The organism is Bacillus sp. FDAARGOS_527, from assembly GCF_003812125.1.
Taxonomy (GTDB): Bacteria; Bacillota; Bacilli; order Bacillales; family Bacillaceae_G; genus Bacillus_A; species Bacillus_A paranthracis.
Genome location: NZ_CP033795.1, coordinates 984,443 through 1,003,933, shown reverse-complemented (window position 1 = coordinate 1,003,933; position 19,491 = coordinate 984,443). Strand labels below are relative to the sequence as shown.

Genomic DNA, 19,491 nt, shown 5'->3' with positions numbered 1-19,491 from the left:
CCTATTCCCCTTCCCGCTTTAAACTGCACTCCGGTAAACAAACGATAAACTTACACCCGTTCCCATTTTCATTGTCTTCTAACCTCACTTCTCCGCCGAGCTCTGTTACCATTTCATCTATGTAAGAAAGTCCAATACCTGTGGACGGTGTTCCTGTTTGATCATACTTTGAAGTAAACCCGGGCTTAAATACTAATTTCTTATACTTTTGCGTTATACCTGGGCCATCGTCAATCACTTCAAAGATTACATTTTTTTCTCGTTTATATAACTTAATACGAATGAGACCTCTATCTTCAATTGCTTCAACTGCATTCGCAACTAAGTTATTAAAAATTGATAGCACTGTATACACGTGATATGCAGCGTGTTCACCTTCTATATGTTTAGAAAAACGTATATCTTTCTCTAACATTTCAGCATACTTTTCATTTATTCTTACAATCATTTCTGTAAGCTCATGACCTTCTACATACTCAGCCACATTTTTATCTAATAACAGTTTAGATAATCCTGCAAAAATCCTTTGATTATCCTTTTTTATTTCGTGCACTTCTCCTGCTATTTTCAATGCTGTTTTACTGCTGGAATCATCATTCGCTTGTAAATTCCGATATAATTGATACGCTTCTTGTGTAATTAATTCTGCATTTTGTAACGTTTTTTTCAAATGAACAGATTCTACATATAAATTTGAAAGGTGCATGAACATTTTTTCATTTTCTTTTCGAACTTGTGATTCTTTTAATTTCGTTTCATATAAATTCATCATATTTAAAAAGCCAAGTGCAAAGAAGCTACGGAAAATAGCAATAATGATGAGTTTATTTACTTCAGAAATTGTTATTGTTGTACCTAGTACTAACATGTGATAAAACGCAAGTTCCGACATACTTGCAACAATTTCAATTGAAATTCCAAGGCACCCAATAACAATTGGCTTCTGATGAAACTTATTCACCCTACAAAGTGAAAAAAGACTTCCATAAATAAAATAATAAAAGAACACAGGATAACGCAAATAAAATGATTCTGTCATATGAAATGAGCCTTGCATGACCCAGTCAAGGCATACTCGGAATAAGACTACACATATACCGACAAGAATACCCGCAGCAGCTGCTGGTATTCTTCTTAAAAATAGTAATAAAAAGAAGAATAACGGCGTCCCAAAGCTAACACGAAACGTATCATTAAAAGGATGAAAATTAAGCTCTCCAGCAATCGGAACAACAACCATTAATATAATTAAAAGAGATATATCTTTCTTCCATAATTGATTCCAATTCAAAGGTGCCACTTCCTATATTCTTTTTTCAGTAATAAAAGTGAAAGCCCGCTTATATTTATAAACGGGCTTTATTTCTATATTCTAACCTTTTCTACCGCTTTTATTTGGCGATACTCAGGCTCCCAGATTGCTTCTTTCACTGCAATCTTGATATCGTTATCACTTAAGTTCTCTCTCGCAACACCTTCTGCAACAGCAACTTTCGCTACTTCAATTGCTACCATTTCCGAGATATTACGTAACTCTTCAACTTCTGGTAAAATAGGTGCTCCTGGCTGACTTGTATCTACCATGCTCGCAACCGCTTCAGCTGCTGCTGCAAACATGCCATCCGTCATGACGCTTGCACGTACGACAATTGTTCCAAGACCAAGACCTGGGAAAATAAGTGCGTTATTTGATTGTCCAATCACATACGTTACACCGTTGTATGTAACTGGTTCAAATGGACTTCCTGTTGCAACTAACGCTCTTCCTTCTGTCCACTCGATTAAATCGGCTGGTTTTGCTTCAGCAAGTGGCGTCGGATTCGACATTGGTAAAATGATTGGTCTTTCTACGTGAGAAGCCATTTCTTTAATAATTTCTTCTTTAAATGCACCAGCAACAGTTGATGTACCAATTAAAATTGTCGGTTTCACATGTTTCACAACTTCAGCAAGTCCAATCACACCATTTTGTTTCCACTCACTTACTTCCGCTTCTTTTCTTGCATACGGAATTTGGAAATCAAGAAGATCTTCCATATTATCTGTAACTAATCCGTTACGATCAATACACCAGAAACGCTTATATGATTCTTCTTCTGATACGCCTACGCGGACCATCGCATCTCTAACTTGATCTGCGATACCGATTCCAGCCGTACCAGCACCAAACACAACAACGCGGTGTTCACTTAGCGGTACACCAGAAGCTTTTACTGCCGATAATACAGCCGCAAGCGAAACTGCACCTGTACCTTGAATATCATCATTAAACGTACAAATATCATGACGATATTTATCTAAAATTTTTCGTGCATTTCGAGAACTGAAGTCTTCCCAATGTAAAAGTGCTTTCGGGAATTGCTTATTTACCGCTTGTACAAATGTATCAATAAATTCATCGTAAGCTTCACCTGTTATACGAGGGTGACGATTTCCAATATAAAATGGATTGTCTAATAATTCTTCACGATTTGTACCTACATCTAAAATTACCGGTAATACGCGGCTAGGATCGATTCCAACTGCGGCTGTATAAACAGCTAATTTTCCAATTGCGATGTTAATACCACCAACGCCCCAGTCACCAATTCCTAATATACCTTCTCCATCTGTTACAACGACTAAATCAATATTTTCTGCTGTTGCACCAATATTGGCAAACGCTTCTTCAATACCTGACGGATCGTTAATTGATAAATACACACCACGTGGTTTACGATATTCATGACTATATCTTTGAATCGCTACACCAACAGTAGGTGTATATACGATTGGTAACATTTCGCGTAAATGATCTGTTAAAATACGATAAAATAATACTTCATTTCGATCATGTAACGCTGTTAAGTATACATTCTTTAATAAATCATCCGGCTGAGAACAAAATTGTTCGTATGCTCGGCGCGCTTGTTCTTCCAATGTTAAAACTGCTGGCGGTAATAACCCTTTTAAACCTAATTCTTCTCTTTCTTCTTGCGTGAAAGCGACCCCTTTATTTAAAAGTGGTGTTGATAATACTTCTACTCCTCTTAATGTCGTTTCTAATGAACCATTAGAAGCTACTGTAAACTTGCTCATAACATCCCTACCTCTATTCATATATAGCATTTCTATATTGTAAACAAAAAAGAGGGGCTTGTCCCCCCTCTTCTTTTAATTTTTCTTTAAAAGAGTTGCTCCTGCAATCCCTGGGTGCGTCATTTCGAATGGATCTAGAATTAACTCTAAATCTTCTTGTGACAATACACCATTTTTCACACAAAGTTCTCGAACGGATTGCCCTGTCGCGATTGCTTCTTTCGCAACGCGAGCTGCTGCTTCATAACCGATATGAGGGTTTACGGCTGTAATAATTCCTACACTCTTCTCAACATACTCTTTTAAGCGATCTTCATTCGCTTCAATTCCTTTTAAGCAATTATCTGTAAAGGCACGGAAACCGTTATTCATAATGCTAATTGATTGTAGTAAGTTGAAAACAAGTACTGGTTCCATCACGTTTAATTCTAATTGACCTGCTTCTGAAGCAAGACAAATTGTATGGTCGTTACCAATTACTTGGAATGCAATTTGATTAATTACTTCTGGCATAACAGGGTTTACTTTCCCTGGCATAATAGATGAACCTGGTTGACGAGCCGGTAACATAATTTCTGCTAAACCAACACGTGGACCTGATGCCATTAAGCGAAGGTCATTCGCAATTTTAGACATATTCATCATACATACTTTAAGTGCTGCAGATACTTCTGTGTATGCATCCGTATTTTGCGTTGCATCTACTAAGTCTTCTGCACCAACTAGTGGTAGTTCACTAATTGCAGCTAAATGTTTTACAACTGCTTCAATATATTCTGGGTCTGCATTTAAGCCTGTACCAACTGCAGTTGCTCCCATGTTCACTTCATATAAGTGTTGACGTGATTGCTGAATTCGTTTCATATCACGTTCAAGTACACGAGAGTACGCTTTAAATTCTTGTCCAAGACGAATTGGCACAGCGTCTTGTAAATGCGTACGACCCATTTTAATCACATGATCGAACTGTTCTGCTTTTAATTCAAATACATCGTGCATATAACCCATCGTTTGTAATAAACCTTCTAATGCGTTTAATGTTGCGATATGAATCGCTGTTGGGAATGCATCGTTTGTTGATTGCGCCATGTTTACATGACTATTTGGACTAATATAATGATAGTCTCCCTTTTCCATTCCTAATAATTCAAGCGCACGATTGGCAATGACTTCATTTGCATTCATGTTCATTGAAGTACCTGCTCCGCCTTGGATTGGATCTACGATAAAATGATCATGCCATTTTCCATCGAGAATTTCTTGAGCAGCTTCTGCGATCGCGCCGCCCTTGTTCAATTCCAATCTTCCTACATCTGTATTGGCAAGCGCTGCAGCTTTTTTTACAATTGCGAACGCTTTAATTAAACCTTCATGGATTTTGTATCCTGTAATTGGGAAGTTTTCAACTGCACGCATTGTTTGTACGCCGTAGTATGCATAGTTTGGTACTTCTTTTTCACCTAAAAAGTCTTTTTCAATTCGAACACCATTTTTAACTTCAGTTAATGTTGCCATGATTATTCACTCCTTAACGATTTCTTATGCTGCTTTTGTTTCTTTGACTGTTTCTACATATTGTTTTGCTTTCTCATTATCGAATTCGCCTTCCCACTTCGACATAACAATGGCCGCTAATGCATTTCCTAATACATTGACAGATGAGCGAATCATATCTAAAATGCGGTCAATTCCCGCAATTAATGCGATACCTTCTAGTGGTAACCCCATTGAACCTAACGTTGCCAATACAACAACGAACGATGCACCTGGAACTCCCGCCATACCTTTGGATGTTAACATGAGAACGAATAATAACGTTATTTGCTCTGTCAGTGACATGTGCACACCGTACATTTGTGCAACAAATAATGCCGCTAACGCTTGATAAATAGCCGATCCAGTCAAGTTAAATGTATAACCTGTCGGAATTACGAAAGAGGCAACTGCCTTTGGACAACCGAACTCTTCCATTTTTCTCATTATATTAGGTAAAACAGCTTCTGAACTTGCTGTCGTAAATGAAAGAATAAGTTCTTCTTTTAAAATTTTCATTAATGTAAAAATGTTTACGCCAACCATTCTTGCATTAATACCTAATACAATCACAACGAATAGTATAACAGTTACGTATACAGCTAGCACTAGTTTTCCTAAAGGAAGTAGTGTTGCTACACCAAATTTTGCAACCGTAACCGCAATTAATGCGAATACACCAAATGGTGCAAATTTCATAACTTGATTTGTAACCCAAAACATCGCTTCGAGTACACCTTCAAAGAAGTTAAAGACAGGCTTTCCTTTTTCCCCAATTGCCGCAACTCCTAAGCCGAATAGTACTGAGAAGAATATAATCGGTAATAGGTCACCTTGTGCAATCGATTCAAATACGTTTTTCGGTACAATGTGAACAATTGTATCAGCAAAACCTTTCTTCTCTGTTGCATCTGCAGTTTGTTTATAAGAAGAAATATCACTTTGCTGTAAATTACTCATATCAACGCCAGTACCCGGTTGGAATATATTCGCTGCAAGTAATCCCATCAAAATAGCAATCGTCGTAATAATTTCGAAATAAAGAATTGTCTTACCGCCTAGTTTCCCAAGCTTTTTCATATCTCCTACACCAGCTACTGCAACAATTAATGCTGAAATAACAATTGGTACTACAATCATTTTAATTAAGTGAATAAATATATCCCCAATTGGTGTGATATAAGAAATCGCCGTTTTATTGCCATAAAAGACTGCCCCTACTACAATCCCTAAAACAAGCGCGACAAAAATTTGTGTTGCCAATCCGAATTTTTTCATTTATGTTCATCCCCTTCATGCGAACGCTTTCAATTTGAATTTATAAAAGCTACTCACACATCTTATAAGCGAACCTACAAAATCATACAAAAACCTACAAGTTCGTCACAAAAAATTCAAATATTTTTCTTCTTTTTTTCATTGACACCATTTTGTTAAAAAACGATAAAATAAACTTGATAAGTAGTCAGATTGTTTCGTATAATCAAAAAGATATATACTTACAACAAATCAAAATGAAAAGGAGTGGATGATATGAAAAACTATACAAAACAATTCGTCTTATCTTCTTCTTTTCTTTTTCATTTTCTTAAAAAGGAACAAAGGCATTCGCCTTTGTTCCTTTTTTATTGCGATCTATATAGGGGGAATTGTTATGAGACCATATAAACGTGTCTTAATTAAATTAAGCGGCGGTGCACTTGCCGATCAAACTGGAAATAGCTTTAACTCCAAACGATTAGAACATATCGCAAACGAAATTTTATCCATTGTTGATTTAGGTATCGAAGTATCCATCGTCATCGGTGGCGGTAACATTTTTAGAGGTCATCTAGCTGAAGAATGGGGAATCGATCGTGTAGAAGCTGACAATATCGGGACGTTAGGTACAATCATTAACAGCTTAATGCTCCGCGGCGTTTTAACAAGTAAAACAAATAAAGAAGTGCGCGTTATGACTTCCATCCCGTTTAATGCTGTAGCTGAACCATACATTCGCTTGCGTGCAGTCCACCATTTAGATAACGGGTATATCGTTATTTTTGGAGGTGGTAACGGGCAACCATTCGTTACGACAGATTATCCAAGTGTTCAAAGGGCCATTGAAATGAATAGTGACGCAATATTAGTCGCAAAACAAGGAGTAGATGGCGTCTTTACTAGTGATCCAAAACATAATAAAGCAGCAAAAATGTACAAAAAACTAAACTATAACGATATAGTTAGGCAAAACATACAAGTAATGGATCAAGCCGCTTTATTGCTTGCCCGTGATTATAATTTACCAGCACACGTCTTTAACTTTGATGAGCCTGGAGTAATGAAAAGAATTTGCTTAGGTGAACATGTGGGGACGTTAATTAATGATGATGCTTCATTGCTTGTGCATGAAAAATAATTATTAATCATAAAAAAGGGGGTCTATAAAAGGCCCCTTTTTCATTAAAATTTACAAATAAAAATCAATCAATCCCGCAATTTTCTCTTTACAGCGCTCCCAGAATGATAACTTTTCAAAAAATTCTTTCGTCATCTCTTTTGAATCATGAAAATCCTCCGTTAACGCCTCATTAACTTGCCCTACAATTGAACCACCATGAATATACAAATTCATTTCATCATTTATATTGAAACTTCGCGAAGTAAAATTTGTCGTACCAATAACAGTTAGTTCATTATCAATAAGCATTAATTTGCCATGGAACATTCCTTTTTTATAACCATATACTTTAATTCCATTATTAACAGCTTGACGAATATAAGGATATGCTGCCTCTTTAATAAGAGGGATATCTGGTTTATATGACCAAAGTATTTTTACTGTAACACCACGTTTTTGTGCCGCGATTAAAGCGTTCATTAACTCTTTATTTTTCGCTATAAAATACGGGGTCGTAATGACAACCGAATGCCTCGCTTCGTTTATTAACTTCACATATTTTTCAGCAACGTAATGTCCATTGTAACTCACCATCGTATGTAACGTGTTCCCTTTACTAGCTTTATTCGTACTTCTCTTTATATGTTCTTTCGTATCTCGTTTCCAATCTAAAACGAATTGTTCTTCTAAATCTTTTGCTCCTTCACCTTTAAGTCGCACATGATAATCACGCCAATATCCAAAATGCTTATCTTTACCTAAATACTCATCTCCTATATTAAAACCACCTGTATAGCCAATCTCCCCATCAATTGTCGTAATACGGCGATGATTACGATGGTGAAGTGAATAAAATCCGAATGGCAATTCAGGTTTTCTACTATACGTAAAATGCACACCACTTTCCCGCAATTCATTTATCATCTTTCCTTCAAATGATAAATCATTAATGCGATCAACTGATAAATAGACGTTTACTCCTTCTTTTGCCTTCTCTTTTAATAAACTTAAAAAAGTATGGCTACTTTTATCATCCGACAAAATAAAAAAATATGTATAAATAGATTGCTTCGCTTCTCTTATATCAGCAAATAGCTGTTTATAAAACGACTTCCCTTCTACATATAATTGAAAATCACTATAGTGAGGGGCATACTCTGTCGGCATATTTTTGCCAGCTTCCATTTTCCTTCCTAAGGTAACGTCAATATGCATCCAAATTAAAATAAAAACGAAAATAGCAATAATAATAGAAGTAACTCGCAATATTTTTTTAATCATTTTAATTTCCTTCCGCTCGTTTTCTTTCCTCCTTTCTATTTTGTCATTCAAATTTAGATTTCATGCTTTATACAAAAAAGGATGTGACTTTACATCACACCCTTTTTGTATTAAACAAAGTTTCTCGCATCATTATTTCTTCCAAATTTATAAATGGCAATTAAGAAGAACGCAATCGCAAAAGCGAATAAAATTAATATGTTTAAATACAACTCAGAGAACGGAATTCCTTGTTGTAATTTTGCTATCGTATCTAATAACCAACGCTGCGGAAGAAAATTAGCTACTTTTTGTACTGCATTTGGCATAATGTCGTACGGGAAATAACATCCAGCAAGCAAACATGTTGGTACTATCACTAAATTTTGCATTGCATTTGAAGCAGCTGAACTTTTTGAAAAAGACACAATGACTAATGATAAACCAATTGCAATTAAAGCGAATATCATAAGCACACCAATCATTACTATGAAAGGCATATTAATATTTGTATGAAAAACATTCGTCAGAAATAGTACTGCAATGACAATTTGCAATGTTAATATCATCATATTTACTGCCACATTGGACAATATAAATTTCTTTCCGTCAATTGGTGTTGATAATAATCTAAAATACGTTCTATTCTCTTTTTCTTTTAAAATAAATCCTGATAAGTTCACTGCTGAAAACAGCATAAACATAATAAGATAACCCATCGTTTGATTTGTCATATCTTTATTTTTCGAAGTATCTTCTAGCGTCTCCGTTTTCATTTTAAATGAACTTTTTTGATATCCTGCGTACATCTTATCAAATGCACTTTGATCTGTTCCTGCTACTTTACTAATAGCTGCTACATTATCAATATAATTGTATAAATATGATTTTATAAATCCTGTTACTTGATCACCTTTAATCGATGCAATTTCAATATGATCTGGTTTCCCTTCTCGAACGCTTTTTGAAAAACCAGAAGCTAATGTAATAACTCCATCAAGTTTTTTAGAAGTGAGTTTATCTTCTATTTCAGACTCCTTAACCTTACTCACATTCACATGATTTAATCCTTCTAAAAACTTTATCGTATCGTTTGCTATCGGCTCATTTTCTTTATTTACAATCCCGATATTTAACGTTCCTTGCCCTGCATTTCCGTATATCGAAAAAGAGATGAGCGTCCCGATTATTGGCAAACTAATAATAATCAATAACCCTTTTTTATTTTTCAAAAGTACAGATAACGTTTTTTGTATGAGCCATAAAATATCTTTCATACTATAGCCCCTCCCGTCTACGTAATGCAATAATTGCAATTAATAAAAAGAGTGCTGATATTCCAATATTTAAAGAAATGACTGGTAGTGCTGCCCCTACATCATTCGCATAAATAATTTTCATAACAGCTGTGTTTGCCCACGTTAATGGTGATAAATTCGTAACGAAATTTTCTTCTATTACGAAATATGCACCGCCAAAAATAGAAGCTAATTGCACTACCACCATAATAATTGCTCTAGACGATTCAGGTGTTTTTGTAATATATCCAATCCCTAAACCGAAGCTAATAGCTAGAAAGATTTCTGTTAATAAAATAAGAAATATGATTCCAAGGTGATCTCCCCAATTCGCTTGAAAGACAAATTTACTAAATAACATAACGAGTAATATGCACAGGGCATTTGCTACTAGACTACCAAGCACTTTCCCAATGAAGATTTCAGCCTTACTTATAGGTGCAGCAATAAGGCGATCTCCTGTTTTACGTATTCGTTCGCCTCGAATTAGAAAACTTGCTCCCATCGCAGCATACAGCGCAATCATCGTCGTCATTACAACCGCATAGTAATCCATAGAACCCGGTTTATTCGCAGCTTGTAAAGATGTTTCTTTTATATAATCATTATGATTTCCATTTGAAATAACTGCGCTCACCTTACTAGGATCAACTTTTGCAACTTCGGCTGCTACATTGTACTTATCAACAAATGTTATAAGCATACCTTCCACAATATTTCCCTCAATACTACTTTTGTCACTTCCGTAAGTTTTTGCACCATCTTTATTTAATTCTACATAAGCAGCATATTTATTTTGCTTCACTGCTTCCTTCCCATCTATACCTTCAGAAGCTTTTTTAAAATGAATCCCCGATTTATCAACTTCTTTCGCAAATGCTTCAAATACTTGAGAAAACGTGCTACTCGCTTCATCTTTATATAGCACCCGTATATCTTTAATTGAATGACTATCACTATTAAACGCATTACTTAATGCTGTACCTAACACAAGCATAAGCACAATCGGAAAAGCTAACATAAAAACTAAAGTTCTTACGTCTCTGAAATCTCTTTTCATATGCATAATTGCAATATTGAAGATGTTCAATTGATGAACCTCCCTTTACCTTTTCTTCATTTACTCTTTATTTATCTCGTAAGTTTCTTCCAGTTAACGTAAGGAATACCGTTTCTAAGTTAGGAGCCTGCTCCTCTAACGAACGGATTTCAATGTCATGATTGATGAAGTGCTGAACAATTTTATTTAAATTATTTAATCCTGCATCAGAATTTACTTTAATTACGTTCTCTTCAATTTGAACAGCTTTCACACCGTTTATCTCTTTTAATTTTTCTACATCTAAATTCTCTACCGATTTCACTTCAATCCAAATATCTTTCGTATCAGTAATAATCGCTTTTAACTGCTCTTTCGTTCCTTCTGCAATCACTTTACCGTGATCTACTATCGCTATTTTCGTACAAATCTCTTCTACCTCTTCCATATAGTGACTCGTATAAATAATCGTACTTCCCATTTCGTTTAATTTCCGAACAGACTGCAGGATATAATTTCTTGACTGTGGATCAATTCCAACTGTCGGCTCATCCATAATAATTAACTTCGGTCTATGAGCAATTGCACAAGCGATATTCAGTCTTCGCTTCATCCCGCCTGAAAAGTTTTTCGGATAGCTTTTCTGTTTATCACTAAGTCCTACAAATTGAAGAGCTTCCTCGACCCTAGCTTTTAATTCAGCTCCCCGTAATCCGTACAATCCAGCAAAGAATTTCACATTTTCATAAGCTGTTAACTCTTCATAAATTGCAATATCTTGCGGAACAATACCGATATTCATCTTCGCAAATCGATTGTGTTTCTTTATATTTTTTCCTAGTATGCTAATTTCACCTTCATTACTTCTTAACAAACCAGCAATCATGTTGATTGTCGTACTCTTACCAGCACCATTCGATCCTAAAAAGCCAAATATTTCTCCTTCTTTAATAGATAAAGACATATTATCAACTGCGATGAAATCACCAAATTTTTTCGTTAAATTTTTAATTTCTAAAGTATTCATCGTTTCACCCCTATTTCGGTTTCTCTGCTTTTAGTATAAACAAAAAGAATGAACCTGCTCAGTGCAGAAGTTCATTCTTTTCACATGAGATTATTCACTTTTTTCATATGAGATGATTCATCCTCATATCGGCAGCAACATTGTTACTGAAAAACCACTTGTTCCATCTACAATAATTTTACCATTTACAGACGCCGTTCGTTCCTCCATCCCCATAATCCCGAGACCTTTTTTAACAAGTACTGCACCTTTTCCATTATCCTTCACTTGCACTTTCACCATCTTGTTAAGTACATGAATATCGATTGAAATGACTGTCGCATCAGCATATTTCATCGCATTTGTTAATGCCTCCGTAACATTTTCACCGATAATCTTCCACTGAATCGGCGAAATCATATCTAAATTCCCTTTATATACGAAAGGAATATTTATATCATGCTTACCGGCAAATTCCTCTATGAATAATTTCATACGATGAATGCCAATTTGCTCAGTTGGTGGCTTCATATTTTTTAATGTAATCCGAATGCTTTCAATACCATCTTTTGAAATATGAATTGCATTTTGTAATAACTCGGCAGATTTTTCTTTATCTATCCCCATTAATCTCTTTGCTGCTTCCATTTGAATGAGTGCCCCTGTCATCGAGTGGCCAATTTTATCATGAATTTCCTGTGATAACCGGTTTCTCTCTTCTAACTTAAATGTGTACTCTGATTGTCTTATATACTCTTTATTTTCATTTAAGCTTTTCGTCAGCCGCTGCATATCTTTTCGCATCTGATCATTTTGTGATTCAAGCTTTAATACGCGCGATATATACCGTTCTGCCATAGTTAATACGAGAAAGGAAAATGCAACAATTAATCCATATGTCATTCTAATACTTTCATTTGTAAAGATAATAGGAATCATCATAATGATAAAGAGTTGCCATCTCTTCTCTATATAACGGAATATAATTTCATATAAGTTCAGTGGTAAAAACAAAATAAAGAACGAATGAATCTTCCATGTAAATAACATAACTAAGCCAATTGAAATAAAAGTTAATATGTTTTTGTACGTATTTTTTTTACATATAGAAATTAGCATGTTTACAGAAAGATATAAAAGCAAAGTAAGTATAATCCATGGTAAGTTCGCAACATTTAAATACATGTAACTAAACACAATATATATAAAGACAATTAATTTACTTACAATTAACCAAAATTCCATATCTTTAATCTACTTTCCCTGTTAAATAATAAATCGCGATTTGTGTACGATGTTCCAGTCCAGTTTTCCCTAAAACTGACGTAATATAATTTGCAATTGTTCCTTCTGATATGAAAAGTTGCTTCGAGATTTCTTTATTCGAAAAGCCTTTTGCAATTAATGCGATAATACTCAGCTCTCTTTCAGTAAAAAGACTTTTATCTATTTTACATTCTTCCTCTTTACTTTCCATTAAATTAGACTTAATTTTATCGAGAACTACATCTTGCATAACGGTTTGGCCGTTATATACTCCTTTAATCGCATCACGAATACGCTCTGGATCATTATTTTTCAATAAATAACCTTTCGCCCCATTCTTCACTGCGTCCAAAATATATTCATCATCATCGAACGTCGTTAAAATAAGCGGCTTCGTTTTCGTCTCTTCACAAATGAATTTCGTCGCCTCTACCCCATTCATGTTCGGCATACGAACATCTAAAAGAGCGATATCAACGTCGTTCTTTTTGCAATATTCCACTGCTTCTTTCCCATCATTTACTGTATCTACTACTTCGAACTCTTCATATGTATTTAAAATAATTTTCATACCTTCTCTTATAAAAGAGTTATCATCTGCTATTAATATTTTAATTTTCATGTTTGTTAGTATGGATCTTCCCCTACTAACATTCACATCCTTTCTTCCCGTAACATTTCTTACTTGCTCATTATATACTTCTCTTTACCATTTTTTCACACCTTTTTTCATCTAGCCCCCTTCCTAAAAATATATTATTCTTTTTTTACAACATGTGTAGGGTGACTTACCATTCTTTACGTCTATATAATAGAATGCGTCAAAAAGGAGGGAGAGACCCATTGAGGAAAAACAATTAATTGAAAAATCACAGCAAGGAAGCGAACATGCTTTTCGTATCCTTGTGCAAACATATCGTCATTATATTTTTCAAGTTATCTTTTCTATTTTAAGACATGAAGAAGATGCGAAAGATGTTACACAAGAAGTATTCGTAAAAATTCACGCCTCTCTCCCAAATTATCAATTTCGCGGATTAAAAACGTGGATGGCGCGTATTGCCACCAATCACGCTATTGATTATAAGAGAAAGAAAGCTAGAGAAAACGAAGAGCTCTCTTTATGTAAAGAAACTGAGGAAAATATAAAATCCTCTCATAATATTGAGGCTTTATTATTGACGAAAGAGCAAAAATTACTCATTGCTCAAAAACTGAGAGAACTTCCCGATAATTACCGTGACGTCGTTCTCGCACATTACTTAGAAGAAAAAAGCTATCAAGAAATTGCTTTACAGGAAAACATCGAAGTGAAAACAGTCGAAATGAAACTGTATCGGGCAAGAAAATGGATTAAAAAACATTGGAAGGAGGAAGAGTTTCTATGATGCATTATTCAAAAGAAGATTGGCGCAATTATACATTAAATGTTATAGAAAGCAATGAACGTGAATCTATGGAAGAACATCTTTATGAATGTGATCATTGTTTAGCACTTTATATGGAAAGTATTGATGAACAACAGGAAAACCTTCCAATGATAAATGATGATTCATTTACGAACGAAGTTATGACGCAAATTAATTTTGAAACGCTACAACCTAATGAAAATATAAAAACAAACTCACTAAAGCGCACCATCGTTCACTACATAATTGCGACTGCGGCTACAATTATTTTTATGGTAAGTGGTTTATTCCAATATATTTTCACAGCGACATCAAATTTCGAGAAATCTTCAAAACATAACGAGTCTTCTATCTCACAACAAATTGTAAACAAATCGGTAGACACATCCAAAAAGGACGGAGGTTCAAAGCATGAATAAAAATCCCTTTTTAGCACTTGTATTAGGGCTAATTCCCGGGCTTGGACATTTATATTTAAAGAAATTTGGACGGTTTATTTTATATAGCGGGGGAGCTTTATTTCTATTTATCTTCACAGTATTTTGTACAGTAGAATTAGGAGAGCGCACCATGGCTTTTCTTTCCCTATTTTTACTAGCTGTTCTATGGGTAATTAACTTACTAGATTTAGTTATCACCATTATAAACCAAACGAAAAAACAAGAAGCTGGAGAATTAACAGAGTCCTCTAAAGAGAGCGAACGATTTTATATCATTCTTCTATCAATCATCCCTGGACTTGGACATTTTCAATTAGGGCTTATGCAACGTGGACTTACATTTTTAGTAGCTTGCACAGGGATCGGAAGTATGATTATTTTCGTTGCGCTTTTAACATCGCAAGAAAGTTTCCTTATCTTCCTTATTACATTACCTGTTTTATGGATATACAATTTCTTCGATGTTGTTCAGCAACTCCAGAAAAAAGAACGTGGCGAGCAACTAGATGATCGTACTATTTTCGAAGAGTTTGAAGAGCATCGTGAACAAGGAAAGAAGAATAAAACATTTGCTTCTATTTTAGCGATGTTCCCCGGAGCAGGACATATGTATTTAGGCTTACAACGCCGCGGCCTTCAGCTTATGGCAGCCTTTTTACTTTCTATATATTTACTTGACTTATTAAGACTTTCTGCGTTTTTATTTTTAGTTCCAATCATTTGGTTCTATAGCTTTTTTGACGCTTTACAGCAAACTGCAAAGTATGGAAAAGAACGTGTAAATGACGAACCTATCATTGATTATTTTATCAATCATCAAAGATGGATCGGTATTGGGTTAATTGCACTCGGTGGTTATTATTTATTAGATCAAACAGTCCTTCCTATTTTGAATGATTACTTTGCAACTATATTTAACATTCATCTTAGCGAGCTGTATTATCGCTATTTCCAAACATCTATCGTTGCACTCCTCTTAATTGGTGGCGGCTTTAAATTGTTACTTGGAAATAAAGAAAACAAAGGTGGTACGAAAGAATGAGAACATGGCGCGTTGGAACATTTTCAATGGGGCTTTCTATTATTGCATTAGGTTGCTTCTTACTATTTTCAGTTATAAAAGGTACTGAAGTATTAGATTCCTTAACAGCATGGTGGCCTGTTTTACTTATTATACTTGGCGTGGAAATCTTACTTTACCTTCTATTTTCTAAGAAGGAACAATCATTTATTAAATATGATATTTTTAGTATTTTCTTTATCGGTGTTTTAGGAAGTGTTGGCATTGCTTTTTACTGTTTATTATCAACTGGATTGCTAGAAGAAGTTCGCTACGCCATTCATACAACTAGACAAACGAACACGATTCCAGAAAGCAAACTTAGCATTCCTGAATCTATCAATAAAATTGTCGTAGATGCAGGTACAGACAACCATCCTCTAACGATAGACGGAAGAAACTCAAATGAAGTTAGCCTTCTTGGAACATACGAAATGACAACAAAAGGAAATGAAAAACCAAATTTAAAACAAGAAGATTTTCTTTCAGTTCAAACGACCGGAGAAACAATGTATATAACATTAAAGTCGTTACCGTTTCATCAAAGACTGTTTGGTCATGAACCACGCGTAAAGCCGACACTTGTACTACCGCAAACGAAACATGTAGAAATTCGTGCTTCTAATCGCGATCTTTCTCTTTATCCAGGTCAATTACAAAACAATTGGTTTGTACAAGAAAGCTCAGGTGTATCTGTTCATTTAATAAAAGAAAGTGACATTTCTCTAACAGCAGTAACAAACCAAAAAGAAGCTATCGGAAATACACCTTGGGAACAAGTAGAAGATTTAACGAAAAAAGAAAATAATTCTTCAGAAGAAAATCCAGAATCCAACGGGCAAGAACATTGGTATAAAAATTCGATTAAAACCGGGAATGGAACGTACAAATTAAACATTGAGAAAGCTTACAATTTAAATATGAGCGTTATTGAAAAATAAAAAAACCTTCCGCAAATTGCGGAAGGTTTTTCTCATATAATCGCTTTAATTCCCTCTAACACTAAGCCAATCATAAATCCGCAAACAGCTCCGTTTACTCGGATCCACTGTAAATCTTTACCGACGTTATTTTCAATCATTTCAATTAACGTTTTATCATCTAACTTATCAAGGTTTTCTTGCACAAGCTTTCCGATTTTCGAATGGTTATTCTCAACAAGCTTCACAACTTGTTTTTGTAACCAATCTTCTATTTTTTGAACAGTCACTTCGTCATCTTTTATTTTATTCATTTGTTTTTGTAAAAATGGAATAACATACTTATCCGCAAATTCTTCATTGTTTACAAAGGCAACTGCTTTTTGCTGCACTTGTTCTAGCATCTCTTTAATTTTGTCAGTAGCGTTCCAATTGGCAATCCATTTTTCTTTCCAATTTTCTAATTCTTGTAGTAAAGCTTCATTTTCTTTTACATTTATTATTTCTTGACGAATTTTCGCTAATATAAGTTGTCTCGTGCTATTATCAGCATCTTGTAAGCCGCTAATATTACTAATAATAAACTTCTGCAAAATACCGCCAATTTTATCTTCATCTACAATATTCATAAATGATTTCAAAGTAAACTGCAAGAATCCATCTACTTTTATATTTTCCATCGCCTTCATACCTAAGCTTCCGAGTTGGTAACGCGCTTCATCTTGCGCTGTCCAGTCTTTCACTTTTACTAATATGTAATCAAGTGTCTTTTCATCATATTCTTGCACAACTAATTGATCAACAAGCACTTGTAAAATGTTACTTGTATTCATTGTATGCAAATATGTTTTTAATTCTTTTTCAATAATAACCGCTAATTTTTCCGTATCTATTGAAACAATCGCTTTCTCCGCAATCGTTACAATCCCTTTTTTCACAGCATCAGACTGCATTTCTCTCTCTGCAATTTGCAGCACCATTTGTGCTAGCTGCATTTCTTTTACTTTATTCGTAATACTTTCTTTCGTTAACCACTCATTTTCTAACGTATTGATGAGCCCTTTCGTTACTCGTTTACGGTTTTTCGGTAACAAAGCTGTATGCGGAATTGGAATTCCCATCGGGTGACGGAATAATGCTGTAACTGCGAACCAATCCGCAAGTCCACCAACCAATCCAGCTTCAAATCCCCCTTGTATAATCTCTCCTGCTACCGTTCCTTGAAAAGGGATAGAAGCCGCAAAGCCGATACCCATAACCCCAAGCGAAATACCCGCTATATATTTAGTCTGTAATGACATCGTATACACATCCTCTTATTATGTAAAATAAAGCTTTTTGTTGTATTTATACAATATTAATTATCCTTTATATATACTATAAAGAACTATTGTGAAAATAACAAAGATTTTTATGTACATGAAAAAATGAGGCTACAACTAGCCTCATTTTTCTTATATTGTTAATCTCTCACCCGTTTTATAATACCCATTTATCACATCTTCTGGAACCATACTACCACCAGTTCCCCATACAATATGAGTACCTTTTTTCATCTCCTTCATTAACTGTTGCTCTTGTAAATACGCATCTTCTTTACATACTTTTACTGGTCCTATCATACCAGCTAATGCAGAAGGCTCTAAATAAATATTCTCTGTATCAGCTAGTTCTTTTAACAATCTATATAACTCTTCATCGCTTACTGTGTAATTCCCACTCAAAAATGGTTCCATCGTTTTACCGACAAATCCAGACGGCCTTCCTACCGCAAGTCCGTCTGCGTCTGTTACATTATCAATTCCGATATCTTGAACGGCGATTTTATCATGAAGTCCTGTCATTAACCCGAGTAACATACATGGTGAATGTGTTGGCTCTGCAAAGAAACAGTGTACGTTGTCTTTATATAATAACTTTAAACCAAATGCGACTCCGCCAGGTCCGCCCCCTACTCCGCATGGTAGATAAACGAATAAAGGATGTTCTTCGTCCACTACAATCTCTAACTCTTCTAATTGTTTTTGTAAACGCGATGCTGCTACTGCGTATCCTAAAAATAAATCATGTGAGTTTTCATCATCTACAAAATAACAACTAGGATCTGTATCTGCTTGCTGACGCCCCTCTTTTACTGCTTTACTATAATCAGCTTCATATTCAATAACATTTACACCTTTACTTCTTAATAAATCTTTTTTCCATTGTTTCGCGTCTGCTGACATATGAACCGTTACGTTAAAACCTAGTTTCGCACTCATAATCCCAATGCTTAGCCCTAAATTACCTGTAGAACCTACAGCAATTGAGTATTTTGCAAAAAACTCTCTACATGTATCACTATCTAAAATGGAATAATCATCTTCTTCTGTTAACATACCATGCTGCAAAGCTAATTGTTCAGCATGTTTCAACACTTCATAAATGCCGCCTCTAGCTTTAATTGATCCTGATATTGGGAGATGGCTATCACATTTTAATAATAATTCTCCTAAAATAGGTTGCTTGTAATGTTTCTCTAAAGCTTGTTTCATAGAAGGGATTTTCAATAAAGGTGATTCAATGATGCCTTTCGTCTCTTTCGTTTCAGGAAAAACTTTCGCAATGTATGATGCAAAACGCTTTAACCTCTCCTCCGCATCTTTTACATTCTCTTCACTGAGTGGCGAATCTTTTATTGCCGTTTCATACTTTTCCATGTTCGGATTCACCCAAAACACTTCTTCTGTTGCGATTAATTTATTTAAGAGTGGATATCCCTCTTTTAATTTCTCTATTCCCTTCATTCTCTTCCTCCTCATC

General features: G+C 35.0%; 17 protein-coding genes. 5 read left to right on the top strand and 12 right to left on the bottom strand.

All coding sequences use genetic code 11. The features are described 5' to 3' along the window. Nucleotide 1 precedes the first annotated feature (1 nt). The 4 genes from EGX95_RS07575 to EGX95_RS07560 form a co-directional block, all read right to left on the bottom strand. A complete protein-coding gene (locus EGX95_RS07575; protein WP_001997204.1) occupies nucleotides 2-1,300 on the bottom strand; it encodes a sensor histidine kinase in 1,299 nt (432 codons plus the stop codon). A gap of 65 nt (nucleotides 1,301-1,365) precedes the next feature. Further along, the gene (malS, locus tag EGX95_RS07570; protein WP_002081413.1) at nucleotides 1,366-3,078 is read right to left on the bottom strand and encodes an oxaloacetate-decarboxylating malate dehydrogenase; all 1,713 of its coding nucleotides are present in this window, start codon (nucleotides 3,076-3,078) and stop codon (nucleotides 1,366-1,368) included. A gap of 75 nt (nucleotides 3,079-3,153) precedes the next feature. Then, nucleotides 3,154-4,593 carry an aspartate ammonia-lyase gene (aspA, locus tag EGX95_RS07565; RefSeq protein ID WP_000224178.1) on the bottom strand — a complete coding sequence of 480 codons (1,440 nt, stop codon included), beginning with the start codon at nucleotides 4,591-4,593 and terminating at the stop codon, nucleotides 3,154-3,156. A 24-nt stretch (nucleotides 4,594-4,617) separates the two neighbouring features. Continuing rightward, entirely contained in the window at nucleotides 4,618-5,889 is a 1,272-nt protein-coding gene (locus tag EGX95_RS07560) for a cation:dicarboxylate symporter family transporter (protein ID WP_000713290.1), read from the bottom strand. 376 nt (nucleotides 5,890-6,265) lie between these two features. Between EGX95_RS07560 and pyrH the strand changes: the two genes are divergently transcribed. Further along, nucleotides 6,266-7,009, top strand: a complete 744-nt coding sequence (pyrH, locus tag EGX95_RS07555; protein ID WP_001248049.1) for a UMP kinase — start codon at nucleotides 6,266-6,268, stop codon at nucleotides 7,007-7,009. Between the two features lie 51 nt (nucleotides 7,010-7,060). Here pyrH and cls read toward each other — a convergent pair whose 3' ends face one another. From cls to EGX95_RS07525, 6 genes are all read right to left on the bottom strand, one after another. Beyond that, a complete protein-coding gene (gene cls / locus EGX95_RS07550) occupies nucleotides 7,061-8,272 on the bottom strand; it encodes a cardiolipin synthase (RefSeq protein ID WP_000591918.1) in 1,212 nt (403 codons plus the stop codon). 110 nt (nucleotides 8,273-8,382) lie between these two features. Then, nucleotides 8,383-9,528, bottom strand: a complete 1,146-nt coding sequence (locus EGX95_RS07545) for an ABC transporter permease (RefSeq protein WP_000651873.1) — start codon at nucleotides 9,526-9,528, stop codon at nucleotides 8,383-8,385. A 1-nt stretch (nucleotide 9,529) separates the two neighbouring features. Further along, nucleotides 9,530-10,639 (bottom strand): ABC transporter permease, encoded by a 1,110-nt coding sequence (locus EGX95_RS07540; RefSeq protein WP_001020171.1) that lies wholly within the window; start codon nucleotides 10,637-10,639, stop codon nucleotides 9,530-9,532. A 37-nt stretch (nucleotides 10,640-10,676) separates the two neighbouring features. Further along, entirely contained in the window at nucleotides 10,677-11,615 is a 939-nt protein-coding gene (locus tag EGX95_RS07535) for an ABC transporter ATP-binding protein (protein ID WP_001093819.1), read from the bottom strand. Nucleotides 11,616-11,738: 123 nt separating this feature from the next. Then, nucleotides 11,739-12,839 (bottom strand): sensor histidine kinase, encoded by a 1,101-nt coding sequence (locus EGX95_RS07530; protein WP_063246806.1) that lies wholly within the window; start codon nucleotides 12,837-12,839, stop codon nucleotides 11,739-11,741. 4 nt (nucleotides 12,840-12,843) lie between these two features. Next, the gene (locus tag EGX95_RS07525) at nucleotides 12,844-13,482 is read right to left on the bottom strand and encodes a response regulator transcription factor (protein ID WP_000694106.1); all 639 of its coding nucleotides are present in this window, start codon (nucleotides 13,480-13,482) and stop codon (nucleotides 12,844-12,846) included. Between the two features lie 283 nt (nucleotides 13,483-13,765). On the opposite strand from EGX95_RS07525, the gene EGX95_RS07515 reads away from it, so the two are divergent. From EGX95_RS07515 to exsE, 4 genes are read left to right on the top strand one after another with little or no spacing between them, the layout of a single operon-like run. Next, nucleotides 13,766-14,248, top strand: a complete 483-nt coding sequence (locus EGX95_RS07515; RefSeq protein WP_001195469.1) for an RNA polymerase sigma factor — start codon at nucleotides 13,766-13,768, stop codon at nucleotides 14,246-14,248. Beyond that, complete coding sequence (locus EGX95_RS07510) at nucleotides 14,245-14,688, top strand: hypothetical protein (RefSeq protein WP_000972367.1); 444 nt, start codon at nucleotides 14,245-14,247, stop codon at nucleotides 14,686-14,688. The genes EGX95_RS07515 and EGX95_RS07510 overlap by 4 nt, the downstream gene beginning before the upstream one ends. Beyond that, complete coding sequence (locus EGX95_RS07505; RefSeq protein ID WP_001039089.1) at nucleotides 14,681-15,751, top strand: hypothetical protein; 1,071 nt, start codon at nucleotides 14,681-14,683, stop codon at nucleotides 15,749-15,751. Before EGX95_RS07510 ends, EGX95_RS07505 begins: the two co-directional genes overlap by 8 nt. Beyond that, nucleotides 15,748-16,710 (top strand): exosporium protein ExsE, encoded by a 963-nt coding sequence (exsE, locus tag EGX95_RS07500; protein WP_001261400.1) that lies wholly within the window; start codon nucleotides 15,748-15,750, stop codon nucleotides 16,708-16,710. Before EGX95_RS07505 ends, exsE begins: the two co-directional genes overlap by 4 nt. A gap of 32 nt (nucleotides 16,711-16,742) precedes the next feature. Here the strand turns inward: exsE and EGX95_RS07495 are convergent, their stop codons facing one another. Both EGX95_RS07495 and dsdA read right to left on the bottom strand, forming a co-directional pair. Beyond that, a complete protein-coding gene (locus EGX95_RS07495; protein ID WP_000058285.1) occupies nucleotides 16,743-17,990 on the bottom strand; it encodes a DUF445 domain-containing protein in 1,248 nt (415 codons plus the stop codon). Nucleotides 17,991-18,143: 153 nt separating this feature from the next. Continuing rightward, entirely contained in the window at nucleotides 18,144-19,475 is a 1,332-nt protein-coding gene (dsdA, locus tag EGX95_RS07490) for a D-serine ammonia-lyase (protein WP_000675897.1), read from the bottom strand. Nucleotides 19,476-19,491 lie beyond the last annotated feature (16 nt).

Excerpts from the sequence above, each read along its gene's own strand:
- malS (WP_002081413.1), bottom strand. The coding sequence starts at position 3,078 with ATGAGCAAGTTTACAGTAGCTTCTAATGGTTCATTAGAAACGACATTA.
- aspA (WP_000224178.1), bottom strand. The coding sequence starts at position 4,593 with ATGGCAACATTAACTGAAGTTAAAAATGGTGTTCGAATTGAAAAAGAC.
- EGX95_RS07560 (WP_000713290.1), bottom strand. The coding sequence starts at position 5,889 with ATGAAAAAATTCGGATTGGCAACACAAATTTTTGTCGCGCTTGTTTTA.
- pyrH (WP_001248049.1), top strand. The coding sequence starts at position 6,266 with ATGAGACCATATAAACGTGTCTTAATTAAATTAAGCGGCGGTGCACTT.
- cls (WP_000591918.1), bottom strand. The coding sequence starts at position 8,272 with ATGATTAAAAAAATATTGCGAGTTACTTCTATTATTATTGCTATTTTC.
- EGX95_RS07545 (WP_000651873.1), bottom strand. The coding sequence starts at position 9,528 with ATGAAAGATATTTTATGGCTCATACAAAAAACGTTATCTGTACTTTTG.
- EGX95_RS07535 (WP_001093819.1), bottom strand. The coding sequence starts at position 11,615 with ATGAATACTTTAGAAATTAAAAATTTAACGAAAAAATTTGGTGATTTC.
- EGX95_RS07530 (WP_063246806.1), bottom strand. The coding sequence starts at position 12,839 with ATGGAATTTTGGTTAATTGTAAGTAAATTAATTGTCTTTATATATATT.
- EGX95_RS07525 (WP_000694106.1), bottom strand. The coding sequence starts at position 13,482 with ATGAAAATTAAAATATTAATAGCAGATGATAACTCTTTTATAAGAGAA.
- EGX95_RS07510 (WP_000972367.1), top strand. The coding sequence starts at position 14,245 with ATGATGCATTATTCAAAAGAAGATTGGCGCAATTATACATTAAATGTT.
- EGX95_RS07505 (WP_001039089.1), top strand. The coding sequence starts at position 14,681 with ATGAATAAAAATCCCTTTTTAGCACTTGTATTAGGGCTAATTCCCGGG.
- exsE (WP_001261400.1), top strand. The coding sequence starts at position 15,748 with ATGAGAACATGGCGCGTTGGAACATTTTCAATGGGGCTTTCTATTATT.
- EGX95_RS07495 (WP_000058285.1), bottom strand. The coding sequence starts at position 17,990 with ATGTCATTACAGACTAAATATATAGCGGGTATTTCGCTTGGGGTTATG.
- dsdA (WP_000675897.1), bottom strand. The coding sequence starts at position 19,475 with ATGAAGGGAATAGAGAAATTAAAAGAGGGATATCCACTCTTAAATAAA.